The organism is Streptomyces abyssomicinicus, from assembly GCF_008974245.1.
Taxonomy (GTDB): domain Bacteria; phylum Actinomycetota; class Actinomycetes; order Streptomycetales; family Streptomycetaceae; genus Streptomyces; species Streptomyces abyssomicinicus.
On the sequence record NZ_BBZI01000013.1, the window covers coordinates 219,730 to 243,985 of the forward strand.

Here is a 24,256-nt window from a genome sequence, read left to right on the forward strand (position 1 = left end):
CAAGCGTACCGGGACGCCCGCCGGTGGCGGCAGGGCCGAACGCCACCGCGGGAGGGCCGGTCCGGCGACGTCGGGGACGTCAGTTGAGGGACGGGTCGTCCGGGTAGGTCGCGATCATCGCCAGCTCGCCGCGCTGGCGGCGCAGCACGTCCCGCCACAGCCGCTCGGGGGCGGGCGAGGAGACGTCGCCGGGCTCCGACTCCACGACGAACCAGGCGCCGTCGGCCAGTTCGTCCTCCAGCTGGCCCGGGCCCCACCCCGCGTACCCGGCGAAGATCCGCAGCGAGCCCAGCGCCGCCCCCAGCAGCTCGGGCGGGACCTCCAGGTCGACCAGGCCGATGGCGCCGTGCACCCGGCGCCAGCCGACCGGGCCGTCGCCGCCGGGCACCACGGCCACGCCCAGCGCGGAGTCGAGGGAGACCGGGCCGCCCTCGAAGACGACCCCCGGCTCCCCGGCGTAGTCCGCCCAGTCGTCCAGGATGTCGGCCACGCCGACCGGCGTGGGCCGGTTGAGGACCACACCCAGCGATCCCTCGCCGTCGTGGTCGAGCATCAGCACCACGGCCCGGGCGAAATGGGGATCCGTCAGCGCCGGAGTCGCCACGAGCAGCCGTCCTGTGAGCGAGGACACCTCGGTCATGCCCGCCATGATTCCGCATCCGGCGGCACTGGGAACCCCCGACGGGGGTACCAGGATGAACGTCCTCCGGCCGGCGGGGCCGACCCCCCTCGGCCGGTGACGCCCCGTACGCACCCCGCTCCACCCTGTTCACCTCGGTGATCGCCGGGGGCGGCAGTTGACCCGCTCCCGTGCGCGGACTTCCTTCAAGGTGGCGGGCGGCCATTACGCTTGCTTTCCGGACGCGCCCCAGAAACGGCCATCCGGCTCACTGCCCATCCGATCGGAACGCGAGATTCATGACCGTCAACGACGATGTCCTGCTTGTCCACGGCGGAACCCCGCTCGAGGGCGAGATCCGTGTCCGCGGTGCGAAGAACCTCGTGCCCAAGGCCATGGTCGCCGCCCTCCTCGGTTCCGGACCGAGCCGGCTGCGCAACGTCCCCGACATCCGCGACGTGCGCGTCGTACGGGGGCTGCTGCAGCTGCACGGCGTGACGGTCCGACCCGGCGAGGAACCGGGCGAGCTGGTCATGGACCCGTCCCACGTGGAAAGCGCGAACGTCGCCGACATCGACGCGCACGCCGGCTCCTCCCGGATCCCGATCCTGCTCTGCGGTCCGCTGCTGCACCGCCTCGGCCACGCCTTCATCCCGGGCCTGGGCGGCTGTGACATCGGCGGCCGGCCGATCGACTTCCACTTCGAGGTGCTGCGGCAGTTCGGCGCGCGCATCGAGAAGCGCGCGGACGGCCAGTACCTGGAGGCCCCGCAGCGGCTGCGCGGCACCAAGATCGAGCTGCCCTACCCGTCGGTGGGCGCCACCGAGCAGGTGCTGCTGACGGCCGTGCTGGCCGAGGGTGTGACGGAACTCTCCAACGCCGCGGTCGAGCCGGAGATCGAGGACCTCATCTGCGTGCTGCAGAAGATGGGCGCGATCATCGCCATGGACACCGACCGGACCATCCGGGTCACCGGTGTCGACAAGCTCAACGGCTACACGCACCGCGCCCTGCCGGACCGCCTGGAGGCGGCGTCCTGGGCCTCCGCGGCGCTGGCCACCCGCGGCAACATCTACGTCCGCGGCGCGCAGCAGCGGTCGATGATGACCTTCCTCAACACCTACCGGAAGGTCGGCGGCGCCTTCGAGATCGACGACGAGGGCATCCGCTTCTGGCACCCCGGCGGCGAGCTGAAGTCGATCGCGCTGGAGACGGACGTCCACCCCGGTTTCCAGACCGACTGGCAGCAGCCGCTGGTCGTGGCCCTGACCCAGGCGACCGGCCTGTCGATCATCCACGAGACGGTGTACGAGTCGCGGCTCGGCTTCACCTCGGCGCTCAACCAGATGGGCGCGCACATCCAGCTGTACCGGGAGTGCCTGGGCGGCTCCCACTGCCGGTTCGGGCAGCGGAACTTCCTCCACTCCGCGGTGGTGTCCGGGCCCACCCGGCTGCAGGGCGCGGACCTGGTCATCCCCGACCTGCGGGGCGGGTTCTCGTACCTGATCGCGGCGCTGGCGGCGGAGGGAACCTCCAAGGTCCACGGGATCGAGCTCATCAACCGCGGCTACGAGAACTTCATGGAGAAGCTCGTCGACCTCGGCGCGAAGGTGGAGCTCCCGGGCAAGCCGCTCGGCTGACCCGCCCCTCTCCTCGGACGTGAGGCCCGGCCCCTGGCCGGGCCTCACGCACGTCCGGGGCCGGGCGTCCGGGGAAAAGGTGAAGGGCGGCCGCCCCGAGGTGGGGTGGCCGCCCTTCACGCTGCCTGAGGGGCCGGGGTCACTTACCCTTGGCCGCTTCCTTCAGCTTGCTACCCGCGGAGACCTTCACGCTGTAGCCGGCCGGAATCTGGATCGGCTCACCGGTCTGCGGGTTGCGGGCGGTGCGAGCGGCACGGTGGGTGCGCTCGAAGGTCAGGAAGCCGGGGATCGTGACCTTCTCGTCGCCCTTGGCGACGATGTCGCCGACGACCTCGGCGAACGCGGCCAGAACGGCGTCGGCGTCCTTGCGGGTCACCTCGGCGCGGTCGGCCAGCGCGGCCACCAGCTCACTGCGGTTCATGTTCTTACTCCCGTGTTTCTTCTTGCCGTTGAGGCGTGCCACGCGGCGGAGCCGCATGTCGGGCACAGCGAAGCCGATGCTGCCAGGGTCACCGGAGAGGTCCCCGCACCCGGGTCCGTGGTCGGACCCTCGCGCCCAGAGAGGCATCCTGCCCCCACCTGCGGCGCTAAAGCCAATCCGGTACCGACGAACACGGCGGGGAGTCACACGGACGCGTGGCGTGGCCGCCACGCACGGCGGCTCCGACCGCGGTGCCCCACCACGTTACGTCCTGCCACGGACAGCGCCCGCCCCGCCCCGCCGGTCCCCGCCCCGCAGGGCGGGGGCGGGGCGACGGCGGCGTCAGCCCTGGACGGACTCGGCGGCCCGCCGGACCGCCCCGGCCACCGCTCCGGCGACCTTGTCGTTGAAGACGCTCGGGATGATGTAGTTGGCGTTCAGCTCGTCCTCGGTGACGACGTCGGCCAGCGCCGCGGCGGCCGCCAGCATCATGCCGGTGTCGACGGTGCGCGACTGCGCGTCCAGCAGGCCGCGGAAGACGCCGGGGAAGACCAGCACGTTGTTGATCTGGTTGGGGAAGTCGGAGCGGCCGGTGGCGACCACCGCGGCGGTCTGCCGGGCCACCGCCGGGTCGACCTCCGGGTCGGGGTTCGCGAGCGCGAAGACGATGGAGTCCCTGGCCATCGCGGCCACGTCCTCGCCGTCCAGGAGGTTCGGGGCGGAGACGCCGATGAAGACGTCCGCGCCGCGCACGGCCTCCTTGAGGGTGCCGGTGAGGTTCTCCGGGTTGGTGTTGTCGGCGATCCACCGCAGCGCCGAGTCGGGGGCGGCGTCGACCAGGTCGTGCCGGCCGGCGTGCACCACGCCGTGGATGTCGGCGACCACCGCGTTCTTCACGCCGGCCGCCAGCAGCAGCTTGAGGATCGCGGTGCCGGCCGCGCCGGCGCCGGACATGACGACGCGGACGTCGCCGATGTTCTTGCCGACCACCCGCAGCGCGTTGGTGAGCGCCGCCAGCACCACGATGGCGGTGCCGTGCTGGTCGTCGTGGAAGACCGGGATGTCCAGGGCCTCGCGCAGGCGGGCCTCGATCTCGAAGCAGCGCGGGGCGGAGATGTCCTCGAGGTTGATGCCGGCGAAGCCCGGGGCGATCGCCTTGACGATCTCGACGATGGCGTCGGAGTCCTGGGTGTCCAGGCAGATCGGCCAGGCGTCGATCCCCGCGAACCGCTTGAAGAGGGCGGCCTTGCCCTCCATCACCGGCAGCGCGGCCTTGGGGCCGATGTTGCCGAGGCCGAGCACCGCGGAACCGTCGGTGACCACGGCGACCGCGTTGCGCTTGATGGTCAGGCGGCGGGCGTCCTCGGGGTTCTCCGCGATGGCCATGCACACCCGGGCCACACCCGGCGTGTACACCATCGAAAGATCGTCACGGTTGCGAATGGGGTGCTTGGACGCCATCTCGATCTTGCCGCCGAGGTGCATCAGGAAGGTACGGTCCGAGACCTTGCCCAGCGTGACGCCCTCGATGGTGCGCAGGTTCTCGACGATCTCGTCGGCGTGCGCGGTGGAGGTCGCGGCGATGGTGACGTCGATCCGGAGCTTCTCGTGGCCCGAGGCGGTGACGTCGAGACCCGTCACCGAGCCCCCGGAGGACTCGACGGCGGTGGTGAGCTGCGACACGGCGGTTCCGCTCGCGGGCACTTCCAGCCGGATGGTCATCGAGTAGGAGACGCTGGGCGCCGTTGCCATTGCGGACTTCCTCTGCTTTCGCGTGTACTGCTGTGCGATCGCCGCGGGACCTGCGGCGCCGCGAGGTGGGGCAGGCGCCGAGGCGGTGGCAGGATCGAATGTGCTGTCCGATCGTCGCACCTACTGACGAGTAGGCGTTAGCCGGGGACGATTCGCTGCGAATTGCCCGGATACGGCGGACGATGAACGGCGAAGACCCATGCCGCCGGCGTGGGCGACACGGGTCTCGGATTCCCTCAAGTGGAGAAGTGACACCGACCCGCCATGCTCGCCTCGCGGCAAGTGGTCGCTCGTAGCGACGAAGGTTGGGCCCGGGGGCTTGGATCGGGCCGGTGTCACGTCCAGGCTAACAAACCGATCCGGCCACGCCATTCCCTCGCGGACGTTTTTCCGGACCGGTCCGCCCGACCGGCCGCCCGGACGGACCGAACGCCTTCCGCGCCGGACCGAACACCTTCCGCCGCCGCCCAAACCTGACGTTACCCAATCGTTGCGCGAGGCAAAGCCGGACAGAGGCCGCCAACCGATCCGTAGACGCCTTGACCTTGATCACCGGGGAGGCGGAAGCTCGCACTTCCACCTCACTCACCCACTTCTGTGTCAGAGGTACCCCCATGTCACTCCGCTCCCTCCCCCTTCGGGCTGCCGCCGTCCCCGCCGCGGCCGCCCTCCTCCTCGCCGGCGCGGCCGTCCCCGCCGCCGCCACCGGTGGGGCGCACCACACCGAGGAGATCCGCCAGGGCCTCCCGGTCACCGCCGAGGGCTTCCGGCACGGCGACTGCCCGACCGTCCCGGCCGGCGAGGACGGCTGGCACTTCGTGCTGCCCGGCGGCGCGACCGTGTTCACCGAGCTCACCGTCACCTTCGAGCCCGGTGGCGAGCAGGTGGTCACCGCCTTCGGACCGCCCACCGGCAAGCACGCCTACGCGGTCTCCGAGCCCGGCGCGGAGCTGGTGTCCGCCGTCGCCCGGACCGAGGGCGCGGACGTCTCGTACTTCAACCTCTCCCACACCTGCCCCGCCGCCACCGGCGGAGGCGAGGAGAACCCCGGGGAGGAGAAGCCCCACGAGGAGCAGCCGGGCGAGGCGAACCCCGGTGAGGAGAACACCGGCAAGGAGAACACCGGTGAGGAGAACACCGGCGAGGAGAGCCCGGGCGACGGCACCGAGGGCGGCACCGCCGGTGAGCCGGCCGGTTCCCCGGCCGGGGAACCGGCGGCGGGCGCGACCGGGTCGCCCGCGCCCGTCCGGGGCGACCTCGCGGAGACCGGCGCCGGCACGACGGTGAGCCTCGGCTTCGCCGCGGTGCTGATGCTGGCCGCCGGCGGCGCGATCGCGGTCCGCAACCGCGGGGCGGCCACGCACCGCTGACGCCGCGCCCGACGTGAGGAGGCCCCGGACCGCGGCGCGGTCCGGGGCCTCCTCGCCGTCACGGGCGGGTCAGTCGCGCAGCAGGTCCGGCACGCCCTCGGCGGACGGCTCGTCCCGCTCCCCGGAGACCACGGTGAGCTGCTGCGTCGCCCGGGTGAGGGCCACGTACAGCACCCGCAGCCCGGCCGGGGACTCGTCGGCGATCTCGGCCGGGGAGACCACCACCGTGGCGTCGTACTCCAGGCCCTTGGCCTCCAGGCTGCCCAGGGCGACCACCCGGTCGCCCAGCCCGTCGAGCCAACGGGCCGCCTCCTCGCGGCGGTTCATGGCGACGACGACGCCCACCGTGCCGTCGACCAGACCCAGCAGCCGTTCCGCCTCGGCCCGGACGGTGGCGCCCATCCCGCCCTCGGCGACCGCGAACCGCGGCTCGACGCCGGTGGAGCGCACCGCGGTGGGCGCCTGCGCGCCCGGCATGGCCAGCGCCAGCACCCTGGCGGCCAGGTCGGCGATCTCCGAGGGGTTGCGGTAGTTGACGGTGAGGGTGAACCGCCGGCGGGGCCGGCTGCCCAGCGCCTCGTCGCGGGCCTGCGCGGCCTCGTCGGGGTCGGACCACGAGGACTGCGCCGGGTCGCCGACCACGGTCCAGGTGGCGTGCCGGCCGCGCCGCCCCACCATCCGCCACTGCAGCGGTGTCAGGTCCTGCGCCTCGTCGACGATGACGTGGGCGTACTCGACCCGCTCCTGCGCCAGCCGCTCCGCGCGCTCTCGCTGCGACTCCTCGCGGACCGGCATCAGCTCCTCGAGGCCGGTGAGCTGGTCCAGCGGGTCCAGCTCGCGCTTGCGGCGGGGGCGCACGGGCGTGCCGAGCACGGCCTCCAGCTCGTCGAGGAGGGCGATGTCGTGGACGGTGAGCCCGTCGCGGCGCAGCGACCGGGCCACCTTGCGGACCTCGCCCGGGTTGAGGACGCGGCGCGCCCAGCGGCCCAGCCGCCGCTCGTCGGCCATCACCCGGAGCACGGCGCGCGGGGCGAGCTCGGGCCACCAGGCGTCGAGGAACTCGATGAACGGGTCCTCGGTGGTGACGTCCTCGTCGAAGGAGGAGCGCAGCTCGGCGGCGAGCTCGGGGTCGGTGTGCCGGGAGCCCGCGCCGGACTTCTGCCACAGGGCGTCCAGGAGCAGCTTGCGGGCGCGGGGGCGCAGCAGGTTGACCGGGGCGGTGCCGCCGAGGGCGGTGCGGCGGACCTGCTCCAGCTCGTCGGCCTCCAGCTCCAGGCGGCGGCCGAAGGCGACCACCCGCAGCCGCTCGGGGGCCGGAGCGTCGCCGCGTCCGCCGGGGCCGAGCTCCAGGGCGCCCCGGGCGGCCTTCCGCAGCACCTTGAGCATCCGGTAGGAGCCCTTGACGCGGGCGGTGGCCGGGGAGTCGTGCAGCGTGGCCTCGACGCCGTCGACCAGTGAGCCGATGGCGCGGATGGCGACCTGCCCCTCCTCGCCCAGCGAGGGCAGCACGCCCTCGGTGTAGGCGACCAGCAGGGGCGTGGGGGAGACGATCAGGATGCCGCCCGCGTAGCGCCGCCGGTCCTGGTAGAGCAGGTAGGCGGCGCGGTGCAGGGCGACGGCGGTCTTGCCGGTGCCGGGGCCGCCCTCGACGTAGGTGACGGACGCGGCGGGGGCGCGGATCACCTGGTCCTGCTCGGCCTGGATGGAGGAGACGATGTCCCGCATGGTGTGGCCGCGGGCGCGGCCCAGCGCGGCCATCAGCGCGCCGTCGCCGATGACGGCCAGCTCGCGGCCGTCCAGGTGGGCGGTGAGCCGCGGGCGCATCAGGTCGTCCTCGACGCCGAGCACCTTGCGGTTGCGCGAGCGGATGACGCGGCGGCGCACCACGCGGCCCGGGTCGACGGGCGTGGCGCGGTAGAACGGCGCGGCCGCCGGGGCGCGCCAGTCGATGACCAGCGGCGCGTAGTCCTCGTCGAGGACGCCGATCCGGCCGATGTGCAGGGTCTCGCCGATGTCCGCGGTGTCGTCGTCGCGGATGGCGCCCTCGGCGGGCTCCACGGAGGTGTAGGCGCCGTCGGGTCCCTTCTTGCCGTCCCTGCCCTCCAGCATGTCGATGCGGCCGAAGAGGAAGTCCTCGTACTCGTTGTTGAGCCGGTTGAGGCGGACGCCCGCCCGGAAGACCTGCGCGTCGCGTTCGGCGAGCGCGCCGGGCGTGCCGACGTGGCCCTTGCGGGCGGCGTCGCGCATCAGGAACTCCGCCTCGGAGATCTTCTCCTCGAGGCGGACGTACACCCGGTCGAGATGTTCCTGCTCGAGGGCGATCTCGCGTTCTCTGGCGGAGTCCCCCGCCGCGTCGCCGTCCGTCCCGCTAGCCGTGCTGCGGGCCGTGTCGACCGCGGTTCCCTTTTGTGCCTGAGCGGCCACCGGTGTCCCCTTCATGCGTACTGGCGGCCGTCAACAGTACGCGACCTGGGTCAATCCGCGTACTTGGTGTCCGCCGCCGGGTCCAGGGCGAGCCGGTAGCCGCGTTTGACGACGGTCTGGATGAGCTTGGGTGCGCCGAGAGCGGTGCGCAGCCGGGCCATCGCGGTCTCCACCGCGTGCTCGTCGCGGCCCGTGCCGGGCAGCGCGCGCAGCAGGTCGGCGCGGGAGACCACCCAGCCCGGGCGGCGGGAGAGGGCGCGCAGCAGCGCCATCCCGGCGGGGGGCACGGGGCGCAGCTCGCCGTCGACGAGGACGGCGTGGCCGCGGATCTCCACGGTGTGCCCGGCGAGCGGCATGGCGTGGGCGCGGGAGGGGAGTTCCTGGCAGATGAGCTGGACCAGGGGGCCGAGACGGAAGCGTTCCGGCTGCACGGTGCGGATCCCGCGGGAGTGCAGCGGCAGCGCGGTGACCGGGCCGACGCAGGCGACCAGGACGTCCTGGGCGAACGCGTGGAGGAGGGCGTCGAGCTGACCGCGTTCCCCGGCGCGGGAGAACAGCGAGGCGGCGGCGGGGGCGCTGGTGAAGGTGACGGCGTCGACGGCGCGGGCCAGGACGGCGTCCAGCAGCCGGTCGACGGGGCCGATGTCCTCCGGCGGCATCCACCGGTAGACCGGCACCCCGACCACCTCGGCGCCGGCCTCGCGCAGCGCCTCCACGAAGCCGGGCAGCGGTTCGCCGTGGAGCTGGACGGCGACGCGGCGGCCGTCGACGCCCTCGGCCAGCATCCGGTCCAGGACCTCGGCCATCGACTCGGAGGCGGGCGACCACTCCTCGGTGAGCCCGGCGGCCCGCACCGCGCCCTTGACCTTGGGGCCGCGGGCCAGGATGCGGACACCGCCGAGGACCTCCAGCAGCTCCCCGCCGAGCCCCCAGCCCTCCGCGGCCTCCACCCAGCCGCGGAAGCCGATGGCGGTGGTGGCGACCACCAGGTCGGGCGCGCGGCCGAGCAGCTCCTTGGTGGCGGCGAGCAGTTCGCCGTCGTCGGAGAGCGGCACGATCCGCAGGGCGGGGGCGTGCAGGACGGTCGCTCCGCGGCGCTGGAGGAGCGCGCCGAGCTCCTCGGCGCGGCGGGCGGCGGTCACGCCCACGGTGAAGCCGGCCAGCGGGCCGTGGCCGGCCGCCGGCCGCTGCTGCTCTTCGCCTTCCAGCTGCTGCTCTGCGTCTTCCATCTGCTCTCGTCCCGCTCCTGTTCCGCTCGTACCGCTCGTCCCGCTCGTACCGTTCCCGGTTGCCGCGGGGGTGCGGGCACCCCCGCATGCGAACCGAGCCTGTCAACGGCGCGTGACAGGAGCGGATCTTCCTGATTTCCGCGTCGTTACGTCACACCTCGGCGTAGCTGAGCTGGGGCTTCGCCTCGCCGCCGGTCCCCGTTCCGGCCGCCGGGGCGGCCGGAACGGCCGGACGGCGAAGGTATACCGCCCAGGTGACCAGGATGCACACCGCGTAGACGGCGAGGAAGGCGAGGAAGGCGCCGGTGCCGGAGCCGGTGGTCATGAACGACTGGCGGAACGCCAGGTTGATGCCCACGCCGCCGAGTGCGCCGACCGCGCCGATCAGCCCCATGGAGGCGCCGGAGAGCCGCCGCCCGTAGGCGTCCGCCTCCTCGCCGCGCAGTCCGCGGGCCAGCGCCTTGCGGTGGAAGATGCCCGGGATCATCTTGAACGTCGACCCGTTGCCCAGCCCCGTCAGCACGAACAGCACGACGAAGGCGCAGGTGAAGGGGGCGAGCTGGCCGGCCGTGCCGGCCAGGACCAGCACCACGGTGGCGGCCGCCATGGCGACGAAGTTCCACAGGGTGATCCGCGCCCCGCCGAACCGGTCGGCGAGGCGGCCGCCGACGGGGCGGATCAGCGAGCCGAGCAACGGGCCGATGAAGGTGACGCCGGCCGCCTCCAGCGGGGTCCGGCCGAACTGCGTCTGCAGCACCATGCCGAAGGCGAAGCTGTAGCCGATGAACGAGCCGAAGGTGCCGATGTAGAGGACCGCCATGATCCAGGTGTGGCGTTCCCTGGCGGCGTCGAGCGCCGCGCCGGTGTCGTTGCGCACCGAGGCGATGTTGTCCATGCGGGCCCAGGAGAGGACGACGGCGAGCAGGATCAGCGGGATGTACACGCCCAGCAGCAGCCGGGGGCCGCCGCCCGCGCCGATCACCGCGAGCGCGGCCAGCTGGATCACCGGCACGCCGATGTTGCCGCCGCCCGCGTTGAGCCCGAGCGCCCAGCCCTTCTTGCGGAGCGGGAAGAAGGCGTTGATGTTGGTCATGCTGGAGGCGAAGTTGCCGCCGCCGACGCCGGCCAGCAGGCCGACCAGGAGGAACGTCGAGAAGGACGTCCCCGGCTCCATCACCAGGAAGGCGGCGACGGTGGGCACCAGCAGCAGGCTCGCGGAGATCACCGTCCAGTTCCGCCCGCCGAACACCGCCACCGCGAAGGTGTACGGCACCCGGACCACGGCGCCGACCAGGGTGACCATCGACGTCAGCAGGAACTTGTCCGCCGGGGTCAGGCCGTACTCCGGGCCCATGAAGAGGACCAGCACGGACCACAGCGTCCAGACGGAGAACCCGATGTGCTCGGAGAGCACGGAGAAGAACAGGTTCCGCCGGGCGACCTTCTCGCCCGTCTCCTTCCAGAACGTCTCGTCCTCCGGGTCCCAGTGCTCGATCCAGCGACCGGACCTCTTGCCCGCGCTCGTGACGGGGGCTGTGCTCATGACGCCTCCACGGTGGTTCACCGACTGACGCCACCGACGCTAGGCATCCCGCGTTTCGGCCCCCGGCGCGGCGCGGTGACCGCGGTGGAACGTTGCACTCACCCGAGGGCGGCTCCCGCTGAGAGGTGCCGGGCGCGGAATCCGGCACCCGCCGTGGCCGGGGGCCGGGGTGGGGCCGCGCGGGTGCGCGGCCCCACCGCGGCGGGGGTCAGGCCGGCCGTCCGGCCACGCGGCGGCGTCTCCTCCCGGTGGGCCAGGGGCGGATCCGGCGGCCCGCGGCGAGGTCCTCGACCCAGCCGAACGCCAGGACCGCGAGCGCGAGGAGCGGCCAGAGCAGCAGGAACGCGGCCGGCAGCGAGGCCGCCTCGCCGATACCCGCCAGGTCGAGCAGCGGGAAGGTGAGGGCGATCAGCAGGTTGTGCCACAGGTAGACGGTGACCGCCCGGTTGTTGGCCAGGGTGACCAGCCCGTCCCAGCGCCGCAGCCGCCCCGGCAGCTCCGTCCACACCGGTGCGTACACCAGCAGGATCACCACGAAGCCGAACGACCACAGCCCTTGGGCCAGGGGGACGTCGTTGAGGTCCCAGCGCTCCTCCCCCTGGTGTCCGGAGGCCCACCACAGCCCGAGGGCCATCAGGGCGGAGGCGCCGGAGACGGTGACGTAGCGGGGGACGCGGGCGAGCGTCCCGTCCTGGTGGGCGAAGCCGAGGACCCAGCAGGCGCCGTGGACGCAGAAGTCCTTGACGGCCTCGCCCGTCTCGCCGGGGACCGTCACCAGCCCCGTGCCGAACACGGCGGTGAGCGCCAGGGGCGCGAACAGCGTGGGCCAGGCCGCACGCCGGAAGAGCCACAGCAGCAGGGGCGAGGCCACCACGAACCAGAGGTAGGCGCGCAGGTACCAGAGCGGTCCGGCGCCGTCCCTCGCCCAGTCGGTGTCCAGCACGCCGGACGGGGAGCCGATCCGCTCCGGGTAGGGCGGCGCGCCGACCGGGACGAGGTAGTTGAGCGTCCCGGCCACTCCCCACGGCCCTTGCGGCGTCCAGCCGGAGCCGAGGAGCAGCAGCGCCAGCACGACCACGGAGAACACCCACAGCGGGGGCAGCAGACGCCGCAGCCGCGAGGCGACCACCTGGCGCGCCGAGCTCCCCGGCCGCCGCATCGACCGCGCGGTCAGTGAGCCGGCGAGCGCGAACATCACGCCCATGGAGGGGAAGAGCACCGTCAGCCAGGCCCAGCCGAAGACGTGGTAGACCACCACCCGCAGCAGGGCCAGGGCGCGCAGCAGGTCCAGGTAGCGGTCCCTGCTCCCTCCCGGGGCCAGGTCCCCGGCCCCTCCCGGGGCCGGCGCTCCGCCCTGCCCGGGGACCTCCGCGGCCGGTGCCGTGCGCGTCGTCTCCGCGCTCATGCCGCCGCCCCCCGCGTGCCCGCGCCCGTGCCCGGCGCGGCACCGACCACACCGGTCCTGCGCAGCTTCTGCCACCGCAGCCGGCCGCCCGTCAGCGCCGTGATCCAGGACTGGAGGAGCACCACGTACATCAGCTGCCGGTAGAGGATCTGCTGGAGCGGCAGCGAGATCAGGTGCCGCATGGGCTCCTTGTCGAGCCGGAAGGCGTAGGCGGCGCACACCGCCTGGACGGCGAGCACGCCCAGCCAGGCGCCGACGGTCGCGCCCGTCGGGCCGAAGACCAGGCCGTAGACCAGGAACACGTCGAAGAGCGGGGCCAGCAGCGGCGCCAGGACCATGAAGAGGGAGACCAGCGGCAGTCCGACGCGGCCGAACCGCCCCGACGAGCCCTTGTCGAGGACCGCGCCCCGGTGCTTCCAGATGGCCTGCATGGTGCCGTAGGACCACCGGTAGCGCTGCGACCACAGCTGCTGCACCGACTCGGGCGCCTCGGTCCACGCCCGCGCGTCCTCCGCGTAGACGACCTGCCAGCCGTCGCGGTGGATGGCCATGGTGATGTCGGTGTCCTCGGCGAGGGTGTCCTCGCTCATCCCGCCGACCCGCTCCAGCGCGGTGCGCCGGAACGCCCCGACCGCACCGGGGATGGTGGGCATGCAGCGCAGCACGTCGTACATCCGGCGGTCCAGGTTGAACCCCATCACGTACTCGATGTGCTGCCAGGCCCCGATCAGCGAGTCCCGGTTGCCGACCTTGGCGTTGCCGGCCACCGCCCCGACCCCGGCGTCCGCGAACGGCTGCACCAGTTCCCGCACCGTGGCGGGCTCGAAGACGGTGTCGCCGTCCATCATCACGATGATGTCGTGGCTCGCGTGGGCGATGCCCCGGTTGAGCGCGGCCGGCTTGCCGGCGTTGGCCTGCCGGACCACCCGGACGTTGGGCAGGCCCATCGCCTCCACGATGTCCGCGGTGCCGTCGGCGGAGCCGTCGTCGATGACGATCACCTCGATCGGGTGCTCGCTCTCCATCAGCGAACGGACCGTGTTCTCGATGCACTTGGCCTCGTTGTACGCCGGGACCAGCACCGTCACCGGCTCGGTGACCGGCCGCGCGCCCCAGCGCCCCTTGCGGCGGCGCACCCGGCGGACGTGGAACGCGGAGAGCGCCAGCATCATCACGAACCGTCCGATGACCAGCGCGCCGACCACGACCAGGCCGGTGACGAGCACGGTGGTGACGGACTGGGACGCCTGCACCAGCCACACCCACGCCTTGCCCTTCCACAGCTCGGCCCCGGTGACGGGGGTGTGGGCGCTCCGCCAGTCCAGGGCCTCGGTGAGGTTCTGGAACGTGTAGCCCCGGCTCCTGAGCTCGGGCAGCATCCGGTCGAGCGCGGCCACGGTCTGGCTGCGGTCGCCGCCGGAGTCGTGCATCAGGACGATCGCCCCGGCCCCGTGCTCCGGGGTGGCCCGGCGGACGATCTCGTCGACACCGGGACGCTTCCAGTCCTGGCTGTCGGTGTTGTTGAGGACGGTGAGGTAGCCGCGCTCGCCGAGGTGCCGGGTCACCGGCCAGCCGTTGTTGTCCATGGCGTCGGCGAACGAGGAGTACGGCGGGCGGAACAGCGAGGTGCGGATGCCGGCGGCGCCGGCCAGGGCGGTCTGGGTCTGGGAGAGCTCGAAGTCGATGCGCTCGGGGGTCTGGTAGGAGAGGTCGGGGTGGTTGAAGGTGTGCAGCCCGATCTCGTGCCCCTCCGCCACCATGCGCTCCACCAGGCCGGGGTGGCGGGAGGCCATGGTCCCGGTGATGAAGAAGACGGCGTGCGCGTCGTGTTTCCTCAGCACGTCGAGGACCTTGGGGGTCCACTCCGGGTCCGGGCCGTCGTCGAAGGTGAGCACCAGACGCCGGTCCGGCACGCGGAGCGTCTCCGCGCGGCCGCCGCGGGTGTCGATGACGGGGCCGCCGGAGAGGATCTCGTCCGGCACCTCGTCGGTGGGCGCGGGCGGGCGGACACGGTGGTCGGCGAGGATCTCGCTGTTCACGTAGCCGCGGAGCATCAGCATCGCCGACAGGGCGAGGAGGATCAGCGAGGGCAGCAGGTAGCGCAGCGGCAGACGGCGCGGGCGGCGGGCGGGCCTTGCCTTCGCCCTGGGCCCGCCCTTGGGCTTGCTTCCCGCCTTGGGTTCGGGTCCCGCCTTGGGCTTTGGTCCGTGGGCGCGGCGGGGGCGGGGCTCCTCCGCAGGCGGGCTGACCGTCGGCACCGGGCGGGTGGGCGGGTCGGCGTCCGCCTCCGCCCGGTGGGATCCCGGACGCGGGACGGGGGCGGTCGGGCCGGCGCGGCGGCCGGGTGGTGTTGCCATGGGATAACGGACTTTCTCTCTCTGACGAGACGGAACTCGATGAGACGGAACTCGATGACGGTCGCGGCGCCTCACGTGTGACCGCGCCACGGCGGGCGCGGGCCGGGACCGGGGACCCTGGACAGCACTGGGCGTCCCCCGGCCCGCCGTCCTCCCGGAGGGCTCGGGTGCCGGGGAGGGGGCCGTTCTCCTGTGCGGGCGTGCGGCGCGACGCTCGCCCGGCCCCATCGCCCTCGGCAGCGCGACCGCGCGCAGACGGCACGGGAGTGCCGGCCCGGCCTCTGCCGGTACGGCCCACCTGCCGCGGACGGCACGGCGCTCTCCCCGCTGCCGCCGCCGGACAGGGCCCACCGGCCCACGCGATGCGGGACGGGGGATGCGGGACGCAAGGGCGGACTCGCCGCCGCCCGGAACGGCACCGGCGCCCGTGCCCGCGGACGCGGACGGATCGCGGGCCACCGGCGGCGGCCCGGCACCGGGCCCCGGGGTACGCGGAGGTCAGGCCCGCCGCCGGGCGCGGCACGGCGGCGCCGTGCCCGCCGTGCCCGCCACGTCCGGGGGCCTCACCGTCGCCTAGGCCGGCGGATACGGGGCCTGCGCCGCGGGACCCGCGGCCACGGTGGTGGTGTCGGCCGGAGCCGCGCTCTCCGTCGGGTCGGGACCCGGCGGCGCGCTCTCCGTGGGGGTGGCGTCCGGCGCCGGCGTGGTCGGCCCCGGCTCCGGCACGTCACCGGGGTTCGGCTCGGGAACCGCGCTCGGCCCCGCCGGCGCCGGCTTCGCCTCCCCCTTGCCCGGCCGCGCGGCCTCGTCCCCGCCCGCCGCCGCCCGGCGGTCGTCCGCCGGGCTCCCGGACCGCCCGCCCGCGGCGGGCGAGGCGCCCTGGCCGCCCTCGGACCCGCTCGGCCGCCCACCGGGCAGCCGGGCCGGCGCCCCGGACGGCCCGGCGCGGTCGCCCGGCAGCGGCCCGGTGACCGCGCTGTCCGCGCCCGTCCCCTGTTCCTGCTGCCGCCCCGGAACCGGCATCCACGGCGCGTTGGAGTTTCCGGACAGCAGCGTCGCCACGATGACCACCGCGTACACCGCGCAGGCGACACCCACCCCTATGCCGATGCGCCGGTACCGCCGGCTGCGACGGCCGGACTCGTCGACGAAGACGGGGCCGTCGGCCCCCTCCCCGAGCACCGCGCCGCCCGGCGACGCCGACGCCGCCGCCTCGAGCTCCTCCTCGACCTCCCTGCCCACGCCGTCGAGCTGCACCGTGACCTCGTTCGGGTCGTGGGTGTGGCCCGCGCGGTCCGCGGTCTCCCACGGCCTGGACAGCAACGCCGAGCGTCCGGCACGGATGTCTTCACGCCAATTCTTCAGCTGCACGCAATCCCCCCAACGGGGCAGCCGGGCCGGGCGTACGTCCCCGGGTGCATCGGTGCAAACCCGGACCGGAAACGGCCCCCTCCGGACCCGCGCCCCTCTATCACACTGCTCCGAACCAGGAGATTACTGACATCGCGAGGGGTGCACGGGCGTCTCGAACGCCGTTCGATGTCTGAAAACAACCGCACGTTATGTGCCGTATTCACCCGCCCCGATCAGAGTGCGACACCGACGGACAGAGTCGGTCGAGTAAGGAAGCGATCACACTGCGTGAGGCCAGAAATCTTCCCCACCCACCCGGCGGGCGACCGGACCCGACCACCGTTCGAACCACGCCATCCGGCCGGAACTGGCCTGTGGAAAAGCGGTGTGCGACCGCCCCGAGCATCACCCGCACCAGCGAAAGGCGATCACACGACGACAGGCACCCCCTCACCCGTTGAGGTGAGCGGCCCGGCGCGCCGGGCCGGGCCGGGCAGGTCAGACCGTCAGCGCCCGCACGACCGTGTCCGCGAACACCCGCGCCTGCGGGGGCAGCGCGTCCCAGCGCCGCACCGCCCACCCCACCTGGAGCGGCGGCAGCTCGGGTATCGGCACCAGCCGCAGCGGCCCGCCCGCGCCGGCCGCGGCACCCGCGCCCGGCCCTCGCAGCCCGGGCAGCTCGGGGATCACCGCGTGCCCCAGCCCGAGTTCGGCGAGCAGCAGCGCGGTGTCCCAGTCGGCCACGCTGGTGCCCGACCCGGCCCGCAGGCCCGACCCGGTCAGCGCCACGTCGAGCTGTTCACCGGAGGTGGAGTTGGACGGGAGCCGCACCAGGCGGAGGTCGGCGAGGTCGGCGACGGTCACGCTCTCCCGCCCCGCCAGCGGGTCGTCCTCCCGCACCGCCAGCACCCACGGCAGCTCGACCGCCGGGCGCTGCTCGATGCCCCGCACCGGTTCGCCGATGGTGATCCACGCCAGGTCGAGGTTGCTGGAGAGCAATGCGTCGAAGCAGCGGCGGCTGGACGTCTCGGTCTGGAACTCCAGGCTCACCCGGGGGTGCCGGCGGCGGAAATCGACGATGGCGTCGGCCATGAAGTGCCGCACGGTGGTGCCGCCGGTGGTCACCCGCACCGCGCCGCTCTCGCCGTCCACCAGGTCGCCGAGCCGCCGCAGCGCGAGGTCCAGCCCCGCGAGGCCGTCGGAGGCGGCGTCCCACAGGATGCGCCCGGCCGCCGTCGGGACCACGCCGCGCGGCTGGCGCTCCAGCAGACTGACGCGGGTCTCCCGCTCCAGCCGCTTCACGTGCTGGCTCACCGCGGACTGCGTGCAGCCCAGCTCGCGGGCCACCGCGCTGAGCGAGCCGGCCCGGCACACCGCCACGAACACCCTGAGGTCGTCGAGAGTCACCCGGCACACGCTAGCAACACCCAAGCGGACACTGAGGGTTGGGAAGCAAACCCAAGGATTGACCTGCCTCGCCCCCAGGCCCGACGATCGTGGTGAAGGGCAGCCCCGGGCGGCAACCCGCGTCACCCCGGCACCTGACCGGTTCACGACGGCCGGCGGGCAGCCTCACGCGCGCGGGTGCCGACCCGATCCCCCGCCGAAAGGCCCCGCTTCGAAGGAGGCGCAGCCGTGCCCGCTCCCCCACCGGCGGCCGACCGTGCCGTCGTGCTGTTACGCCGCCTCGGCGCGGACGCCATCGCCCACCCGGGCGGCACGCTCCTCCAGCACCTGGTACGCGTCCGCGCGCTCCTCGTGCTCTGGGACGCCCGGCCCGCGCTGCAGCTGGCGGGTCTCTGCCACGCCGCCTACGGCACCGAGGCGTTCACCCCGGCCGTACTGGGTCTGGCCCGCCGCGCGGAACTCGCCCTGGTGATCGGCACGGAGGCGGAGGCGCTGGTCCACCTCTACGCGGTCTGCGACCGGATGGCGACCTACCCGACGCTCACCCATCCGTCGGGCCGCTACGTCGAGCGCTTCACCGGCCGGACCCGCTCGCTCTCCCTCCAGCAGCGCCGGGACCTGGCCGAGCTGACCGCCGCCAACGAGCTGGACATCGCCCGGGCCGACCCGGGCTTCCGCATCCGCCAGGGCCCTCACCTGATGGCCCTGCTGCTCCGGTTGCGCCCGCTGCTCTCCCCCGCCGCCTGGCACACGGCGGACGCCCTCCTCACCGGTCGCCGCAGCACCGACCCGGCCGGTCCCGCCTCGCCCGCCGCGTAGGCGCCCCCCGACCGCGCCCGGCCGGGCGGCGACCCGACCCCCGCCCGGCCGGTGCGCTCACCACGCGTGCCCGTGTCCGTCACCCGTGTCACCCGTGTCACCCGTGTGCGGTTCCGCGGGTGCCGCGGGCTTGGTGTGGAGGAGGTCGCGGGCCTCTTCGGCGGCGCGGACGATGCTCTCCGAGACGAAGTCGACGAAGCGCGCGATGTTCTCCAGCCGGCGGCCGGCGGGTGTGCCGGGGCCGAGGACGCCGACCCCCTCCCGCGCGGCGTCGCCCATCGCCGCGGTCCCCCGGGCGCTGGCCAGCATCGACTGGTACCAGACGTCCTCGTCGGCGAAGTAGCGCTCACGACGGCGCTCGTCACGCTCGCGGCGGACCAGCCCCTGGCTCTCCAGGTACGCCACGGCCTTGGAGACGGACGCCGGGCTGACCTGGAGGCGCTGGGTGAGGTCCGCGGCGGACAGGCTGCCCTCGTCGGTCGTGTAGAGGCAGGACGCCACCCGCGCCATCATCTTGGGCAGGCCCGACTGCATGAGGACGGTGGTGAACATCTCCTCGAACTCGCGCACCGCCTCGCCGTCACGCCCGTCCACCTCACGCGGCGGTGCCGCGTCCTTCGGCGCGGCCGTCCGCCGGCGCTGGGTGCGCCGCTCGGCGGCCCGATGGGCCAGGTCGGGACGGTAGGCGGTCGGTCCGCCGTTGCGCATGACCTCGCGGGTGACGGTCGAGGTCGGACGGTCCAGACGCCTGGCGATCTCCGCGTAGGCGAGCCCGTCGGCCAGCCCCAGGGCGATCTGCTGACGCTCCTGCTGAGTAAGCCTGCCACCCGGCATCGAGGACTCCTTTGTGGTGCATGTGAGGTGCCTCCACCGTACCTCCCGCCCCTTTTGGGTGCAACGAACACGAAGCCCGCGTTGCATTCCTCACAGAATCAATGCAACGAAATAGCGCCTGCCACCTGCACTTTGACTCGACCCTTGCAACAACCTTGTTGCCAGAAACCGTGAACGCAACGTAGCTTTCCATCATCGGAAACAACGCCTCGGCATGAGGCAGACGAAGGAGAGCACCATGCGGAACTTCGACACCCCCGCCACGATCTCGGCCGTCCTGGACATCCCCGCGGGCCGCGTCCGGCTCGTCGCCTCCGACCGGCCGGACACCACGGTCGAGGTGCTGCCGGCCGACGCCGCCAAGGGCCGCGACGTCAAGGCCGCCGAGCGGACCGGGATCACCTTCGAGGGCGGCACCCTGCGGATCGAGGCCGGCGAGCCCCGCAACCGGATCGTCGGACACCCCGGCTCCGTCGAGGTGACGGTCCACCTGCCCGCCGGCTCCCACGTCGGGATCAAGGCCTCCGACATCGAGTTCCGTGGCGTCGGCCGGCTCGGCGACGTCTCGGTCGAGGCCGACCAGGGGACGGTCACCCTCGACGAGAGCGACGGCGCCCGGGTGACCGTCCTGGCCGGCGGCGTCACCATCGCCCGCCTGACCGGTCCCGCCGAGATCAGCACCCAGAAGGGTGACATCGACATCACCGAGGCCCGGCGCGGCACGGTCACCGTGCGCACCGAGATGGGTGACATCAGGATCGGCGCCGCCTCCGGCGTCTCCGCCACGCTGGACGCCGGCACCGGGGCCGGCCGGATCGACAACGCGCTCCGCAACGCCGACGGCTCCGCCGCCGGCCTGAACATCCACGCCACCACCGGCTACGGCGACATCAGCGCCCGCAGCCTGTGACCGCCCACGCAGAGCAGACGACGAAGGGGGACCCCTCATGACCAGCCCGGCCATCGCGGCGAACGGCCTGCGCAAGTCCTACGGCGACAAGACCGTCCTCGACGGCATCGACCTGACCGTCCCGGAAGGCACGGTCTTCTCCCTGCTCGGCCCGAACGGCGCCGGCAAGACCACCGTCGTGAAGATCCTCTCCACCCTGATAGCGGCCGACGGCGGACAGGCGCGGGTCGCGGGCCACGACGTCGCCACGGCCGGGCAGGCCGTGCGGGCGGCGATCGGCGTCACCGGCCAGTTCTCCGCCGTGGACGGCCTGATCACCGGCGCGGAGAACATGCTCCTCATGGCCGACCTCCACCACCTCCCCAAGGCGGAGGGCCGCCGCGTCACCGCCGAACTCCTCGAGCGCTTCGACCTGCTCGACGCGGCCGACAAGCCCGCCTCCACCTACTCCGGAGGCATGAAACGCCGCCTCGACATCGCCATGACCCTCGTCGGCAGCCCCCGCATCATCTTCCTCGACGAACCCACCACCGGCCTCGACCCCCGCTCCCGCCACACCATGTGGCAGATCATCAGGGAACTCGTCACCGGCGGCGTCACCGTCTTCCTCACCACCCAGTACCTCGAGGAGGCCGACCAGCTCGCCGACCGCATCGCCGTCCTCCACAACGGCACCATCGCGGCCGAGGGCACCGCCGAGGAACTCAAGCGCATCATCCCCGGCGGCCACGTCCAGCTCCGCTTCACCGACCCCGCCGCCTACCAGCAGGCCACCGCGCTCCTCACCGACGCCGCCCGGGACGACGACGCCCTCACCCTCCGCGTCCCCAACGACGGCAGCCAACGCGCCCTGCGCACCCTCCTCGACCACCTCGACACCGCCGGCATCGAAGCCACCGAACTCACCGTCCACACCCCCGACCTCGACGACGTCTTCTTCGCCCTCACCGACGACACCACCACCGACAAGGAGACCGCGCGATGAGCACCCTCTCCCTCGCCCTGCGCGACAGCACCACCATGCTGCGCCGCAACCTCCTGCACGCCCGCCGCTACCCGTCGCTCACCCTCAACCTGCTGCTCACGCCGATCATGCTGCTCCTGCTCTTCGTCTACATCTTCGGCGAGACCATGAGCGCCGGCGTGGGCGGCGACGGCGGCCGGGCGGCGTACATCGCCTACATCGTCCCGGGTCTGCTCCTGATGACCATCGGCTCCACCACCATCGGCACCGCCGTGTCCGTCGCCACCGACATGTCGGAGGGGATCATCGCCCGGTTCCGCACCATGGCCATCCACCGGGGCTCGGTCATCGTCGGGCACGTCATCGGCAGCGTCCTGCAGTCCGTGGCGAGCGTCGTCCTGGTCGGCGCGGTCGCCGTCGCCATCGGGTTCCGGTCCACCGACGCCACCGTCCTGGAATGGCTCGCCGCGCTCGGCCTGCTCGTCCTCTTCGCCACCGCGCTCACCTGGATCGCCGTCGGCATGGGCCTCATCAGCCCCAACGCCGAGGCCGCCAGCAACACCGCGATGCCGCTGATCCTGCTCCCGCTCCTGTCCAGCGCCTTCGTCCCGGTCGAGACCATGCCGGGCTGGTTCCAGCCGATCGCCGAGTACCAGCCCTTCACCCCGGCCATCGAGACCCTGCGCGGGCTGCTCCTCGGCACGGAGATCGGCCACAACGGCTGGCTCGCCCTCGCCTGGTGCGCCGGCCTCGCCGTCCTCGGCTACTTCTGGTCCACCGCCAAGTTCAACGCGGACCCCCAGCGGTGAGTCCCGGGCCGGCCGGCCGTACCGAAGGGCGGTGGCCCCCGACACCACGTCGGAGCCACCGCCCTTCGGCCTCCCGCCCGCCCTTCGGCCTACCGCCCGCCGTTCGTCCCGCACGGGCCCTGCAGACAAAAACGGCCCCCGCCCTGCTGAACGCAGGACGGGGGCCGTCACACATGGGGTGGTGGAGATGGCGGGAATCGAACCCGCGTCCAACGGTGCGGAACCAGGGCTTCTCCGTGTGCAGTCCGCTGTGCTTTTCTCAGCCCCGGAGATCACGCGGACAAGTCTCCGACGGGCTCAGTCACTGTTTGGTTTCCCTCTTCACCCCGTGACCGGGATCAAGGTTTAGTTCCCTAGTTGATGCCAGGATCCGGGTCGGGAACACCCCCGGGCTGACACTCCCTTAAGTAGAGAGCTGCGTCACGCTACCTGGATCAGGCAGCGAGAGCGAGCTGGCTCTGGGAGAGATCGCGCTTGGAATTGGCGATTATTTTTTTCGGCCTGTGGTTTACGAGATCATGGCCGCTTCCTCGACACGCTTCCCCTGCTTCGACAGCCGCTGTCGAAACCGATCATCCCCATGTTGATTTTTCAATCGCTTGCGCTCCGCTGGGGAGTGCAAGTGCCATCGTACTGAGCAACGGCGCAGGATGCCACCTTGTTCCCGTGCGGCACCCGGGACGGAGGAGACCGGCGTCACGCCCGCTGCTTGCGCCGCACCGCCGAGATCGCCCGCTCCGTCTCGCGGCGGTCCTGCTTCTCCCGCAGCGTCTGGCGCTTGTCGTACTCCTTCTTGCCCTTCGCCAGCGCGATCTCGACCTTGGCCCGGCCGTCCTTGAAGTACAGCGCGAGCGGCACGATGGTGTGGCCGGTCTCCTGCGACTTCGAGGCGAGCTTGTCGATCTCCTCCCGGTGCAGCAGCAGCTTGCGCTTGCGGCGCGCCGAGTGGTTGGTCCAGGTGCCCTGGCTGTACTCCGGCACGTGCACGTTGTGCAGCCACGCCTCGCCGCCGTCGAGCTGGACGAAGCCGTCGGCCAGCGACGCCCGCCCCTGGCGGAGCGACTTCACCTCCGTGCCGGTCAGGACCAGGCCCGCCTCGTAGGTGTCGATGACGAGATAGTCGTGCCGCGCCTTCTTGTTCTGCGCGATGAGCTTGCGCCCTTTTTCCTTGGCCATAGTGCCGCCCATTTTGGCACTAGGAGGGGCCCCCGAGGCCAGTCAATACCCGCTCGGCCCGCTCCTCGGCGTTCGGCCCGGCCACCAGGTCGGGCATGATGCCCTCCCCGTCCACGCCCCGGCCGGACGGCGTGCGGTAGTGCCCCACGGTCAGCTCGGCGACCGAACCGCCCGGCAGCTCGGTCGGCATCTGCACGGCGCCCTTGCCGAAGGTGCGGGAACCGACGACCACCGCGCGCCCGCGGTCCTGGAGCGCCCCGGTGACCAGCTCCGCCGCGCTCATGGTGCCGGAGTCGACCAGCACCACCAGCGGGCCCGAGGTGCTGCGGCCCCGTTCGGCGTGCAGGGCACGCTGCTCGCCGCGCAGGTCGTAGGTGGCGACCAGCCCGCCGTCGAGGAAGGCGGAGGCGGCGTCGACGGCCTCGGTGACCAGGCCCCCGGAGTTGCCCCGCAGGTCCAGCAGTATGCCGTCGTCCGGGGCCTCGGAGGCCGCGGCGCGGATCTGGTCGCCCGCGCCCTTGGTGAAGGCGCTCACCTTGATCAGCGTCGCCCCGCCGGCGGTCCGCCGCACGGTCACCGAATCGGTGGGGAGCAGCGCCCTGCGCAGGGTCTCGCTCCAGCGCCGTCCGTCGCGCTCCAGGCCGATCCGCACCGTGCTGCCGGCGTTCTGCGGCTCCTCGCCGGGGGTCGCGCCGCGCAGCCGGGCCAGCACCTCGGTGACCGGCAGGCCCTCGGTGGACCTGCCGTCGACGGTCAGGACGCGGTCCCCCGCGCGCAGCCCGGCCTCGTCGGCGGGCGAGCCGTCGCGCACCCGGGTGACCGTGACGCCGCCGTCCTTGCCGCGCGCCGCCCAGACGCCGACGCCGGTGTAGCGGCCGTCCAGCGCCTCCTCGAACTCCTGGTACTCCCCGGGCGTGTACACCACGCCCCACCGGTCGCCGCTGCGGCTGACGGCGCGCTCGGCGGCCTCCACCGGGGACTTCCCGTCGACCAGCGCCTCCGCGGCGGCCTCCCGCGCCGCCAGCGCGGTGTCCCCGGCGGCGCCCCCGGACCGGGCTGCCTCCGGCCCGTCGCCGCCGCGTCCGTCGGAGACGGCGCCGCCCGCACCTGACGCCACCAGGACGCCCGCGAGGGCCAGGGTCGTCAGGGCCGCCCCGCGACGAATCGGACGGGTGGGGCGGGTGGTGCGGGTCTGACAGAACGGGTCGGGGCCTGACATGAGGG

General features: G+C 73.2%; 19 protein-coding genes and 1 other RNA gene. 6 read left to right on the plus strand and 14 right to left on the minus strand.

What is annotated here, in order from left to right; translation table 11 throughout:
• Positions 1-79 precede the first annotated feature (79 nt).
• On the minus strand, positions 80-640 hold the full coding sequence (locus GBN72_RS30260; protein WP_151775132.1) for a YqgE/AlgH family protein: 561 nt from the start codon (positions 638-640) through the stop codon (positions 80-82).
• Between the two features lie 278 nt (positions 641-918).
• On the opposite strand from GBN72_RS30260, the gene murA reads away from it, so the two are divergent.
• Positions 919-2,259, plus strand: coding sequence for a UDP-N-acetylglucosamine 1-carboxyvinyltransferase (gene murA, locus GBN72_RS30265; protein WP_151775133.1), 1,341 nt, complete (start codon positions 919-921; stop codon positions 2,257-2,259).
• A 139-nt stretch (positions 2,260-2,398) separates the two neighbouring features.
• Here murA and GBN72_RS30270 read toward each other — a convergent pair whose 3' ends face one another.
• Positions 2,399-2,680, minus strand: coding sequence for an HU family DNA-binding protein (locus GBN72_RS30270; RefSeq protein WP_108955122.1), 282 nt, complete (start codon positions 2,678-2,680; stop codon positions 2,399-2,401).
• A gap of 342 nt (positions 2,681-3,022) precedes the next feature.
• On the minus strand, positions 3,023-4,432 hold the full coding sequence (locus GBN72_RS30275; RefSeq protein ID WP_151775134.1) for an NAD-dependent malic enzyme: 1,410 nt from the start codon (positions 4,430-4,432) through the stop codon (positions 3,023-3,025).
• A 614-nt stretch (positions 4,433-5,046) separates the two neighbouring features.
• On the opposite strand from GBN72_RS30275, the gene GBN72_RS30280 reads away from it, so the two are divergent.
• A complete protein-coding gene (locus tag GBN72_RS30280) occupies positions 5,047-5,802 on the plus strand; it encodes an LPXTG cell wall anchor domain-containing protein (RefSeq protein WP_151775135.1) in 756 nt (251 codons plus the stop codon).
• A gap of 69 nt (positions 5,803-5,871) precedes the next feature.
• On the opposite strand, the gene GBN72_RS30285 is transcribed toward GBN72_RS30280, so the two are convergent.
• The 7 genes from GBN72_RS30285 to GBN72_RS30315 all read right to left on the minus strand — a co-directional run bounded on the left by GBN72_RS30285 (position 5,872) and on the right by GBN72_RS30315 (position 17,520).
• On the minus strand, positions 5,872-8,226 hold the full coding sequence (locus GBN72_RS30285) for a HelD family protein (RefSeq protein WP_246212999.1): 2,355 nt from the start codon (positions 8,224-8,226) through the stop codon (positions 5,872-5,874).
• A 50-nt stretch (positions 8,227-8,276) separates the two neighbouring features.
• The gene (locus GBN72_RS30290) at positions 8,277-9,455 is read right to left on the minus strand and encodes a uroporphyrinogen-III synthase (RefSeq protein WP_151775137.1); all 1,179 of its coding nucleotides are present in this window, start codon (positions 9,453-9,455) and stop codon (positions 8,277-8,279) included.
• Between the two features lie 151 nt (positions 9,456-9,606).
• Positions 9,607-10,998, minus strand: coding sequence for a nitrate/nitrite transporter (locus GBN72_RS30295; protein WP_151775138.1), 1,392 nt, complete (start codon positions 10,996-10,998; stop codon positions 9,607-9,609).
• A gap of 208 nt (positions 10,999-11,206) precedes the next feature.
• Entirely contained in the window at positions 11,207-12,403 is a 1,197-nt protein-coding gene (locus GBN72_RS30300; RefSeq protein ID WP_151775139.1) for an acyltransferase family protein, read from the minus strand.
• Positions 12,400-14,463 carry a bifunctional polysaccharide deacetylase/glycosyltransferase family 2 protein gene (locus tag GBN72_RS30305; RefSeq protein WP_151775212.1) on the minus strand — a complete coding sequence of 688 codons (2,064 nt, stop codon included), beginning with the start codon at positions 14,461-14,463 and terminating at the stop codon, positions 12,400-12,402. Before GBN72_RS30305 ends, GBN72_RS30300 begins: the two co-directional genes overlap by 4 nt.
• An 870-nt stretch (positions 14,464-15,333) precedes the next feature.
• The gene (locus tag GBN72_RS30310) at positions 15,334-16,131 is read right to left on the minus strand and encodes a hypothetical protein (protein ID WP_151775140.1); all 798 of its coding nucleotides are present in this window, start codon (positions 16,129-16,131) and stop codon (positions 15,334-15,336) included.
• Between the two features lie 480 nt (positions 16,132-16,611).
• Positions 16,612-17,520, minus strand: coding sequence for a LysR family transcriptional regulator (locus tag GBN72_RS30315; protein ID WP_151775141.1), 909 nt, complete (start codon positions 17,518-17,520; stop codon positions 16,612-16,614).
• 228 nt (positions 17,521-17,748) lie between these two features.
• Between GBN72_RS30315 and GBN72_RS30320 the strand changes: the two genes are divergently transcribed.
• Complete coding sequence (locus tag GBN72_RS30320; protein WP_151775142.1) at positions 17,749-18,339, plus strand: DUF6817 domain-containing protein; 591 nt, start codon at positions 17,749-17,751, stop codon at positions 18,337-18,339.
• A gap of 57 nt (positions 18,340-18,396) precedes the next feature.
• Here the strand turns inward: GBN72_RS30320 and GBN72_RS30325 are convergent, their stop codons facing one another.
• Positions 18,397-19,173: a GbsR/MarR family transcriptional regulator gene (locus GBN72_RS30325; protein WP_151775143.1), complete on the minus strand. Its 777-nt coding sequence runs from the start codon at positions 19,171-19,173 to the stop codon at positions 18,397-18,399.
• 238 nt (positions 19,174-19,411) lie between these two features.
• Between GBN72_RS30325 and GBN72_RS30330 the strand changes: the two genes are divergently transcribed.
• From GBN72_RS30330 to GBN72_RS30340, 3 genes are read left to right on the plus strand one after another with little or no spacing between them, the layout of a single operon-like run.
• Entirely contained in the window at positions 19,412-20,083 is a 672-nt protein-coding gene (locus tag GBN72_RS30330) for a DUF4097 family beta strand repeat-containing protein (protein ID WP_151775213.1), read from the plus strand.
• A gap of 37 nt (positions 20,084-20,120) precedes the next feature.
• Positions 20,121-21,068: an ATP-binding cassette domain-containing protein gene (locus tag GBN72_RS30335; RefSeq protein ID WP_151775144.1), complete on the plus strand. Its 948-nt coding sequence runs from the start codon at positions 20,121-20,123 to the stop codon at positions 21,066-21,068.
• Entirely contained in the window at positions 21,065-21,856 is a 792-nt protein-coding gene (locus tag GBN72_RS30340) for an ABC transporter permease (RefSeq protein WP_151775145.1), read from the plus strand. Before GBN72_RS30335 ends, GBN72_RS30340 begins: the two co-directional genes overlap by 4 nt.
• Positions 21,857-22,035: 179 nt before the next feature.
• Here the strand turns inward: GBN72_RS30340 and ssrA are convergent.
• The 3 genes from ssrA to GBN72_RS30355 all read right to left on the minus strand — a co-directional run bounded on the left by ssrA (position 22,036) and on the right by GBN72_RS30355 (position 24,251).
• Positions 22,036-22,436, minus strand: a transfer-messenger RNA (tmRNA) gene (gene ssrA, locus GBN72_RS30345).
• A gap of 116 nt (positions 22,437-22,552) precedes the next feature.
• Entirely contained in the window at positions 22,553-23,032 is a 480-nt protein-coding gene (smpB, locus tag GBN72_RS30350) for an SsrA-binding protein SmpB (RefSeq protein ID WP_151775146.1), read from the minus strand.
• A 19-nt stretch (positions 23,033-23,051) separates the two neighbouring features.
• Positions 23,052-24,251: a S41 family peptidase gene (locus GBN72_RS30355; protein WP_151775147.1), complete on the minus strand. Its 1,200-nt coding sequence runs from the start codon at positions 24,249-24,251 to the stop codon at positions 23,052-23,054.
• Between the last annotated feature and the right edge of the window lie 5 nt (positions 24,252-24,256).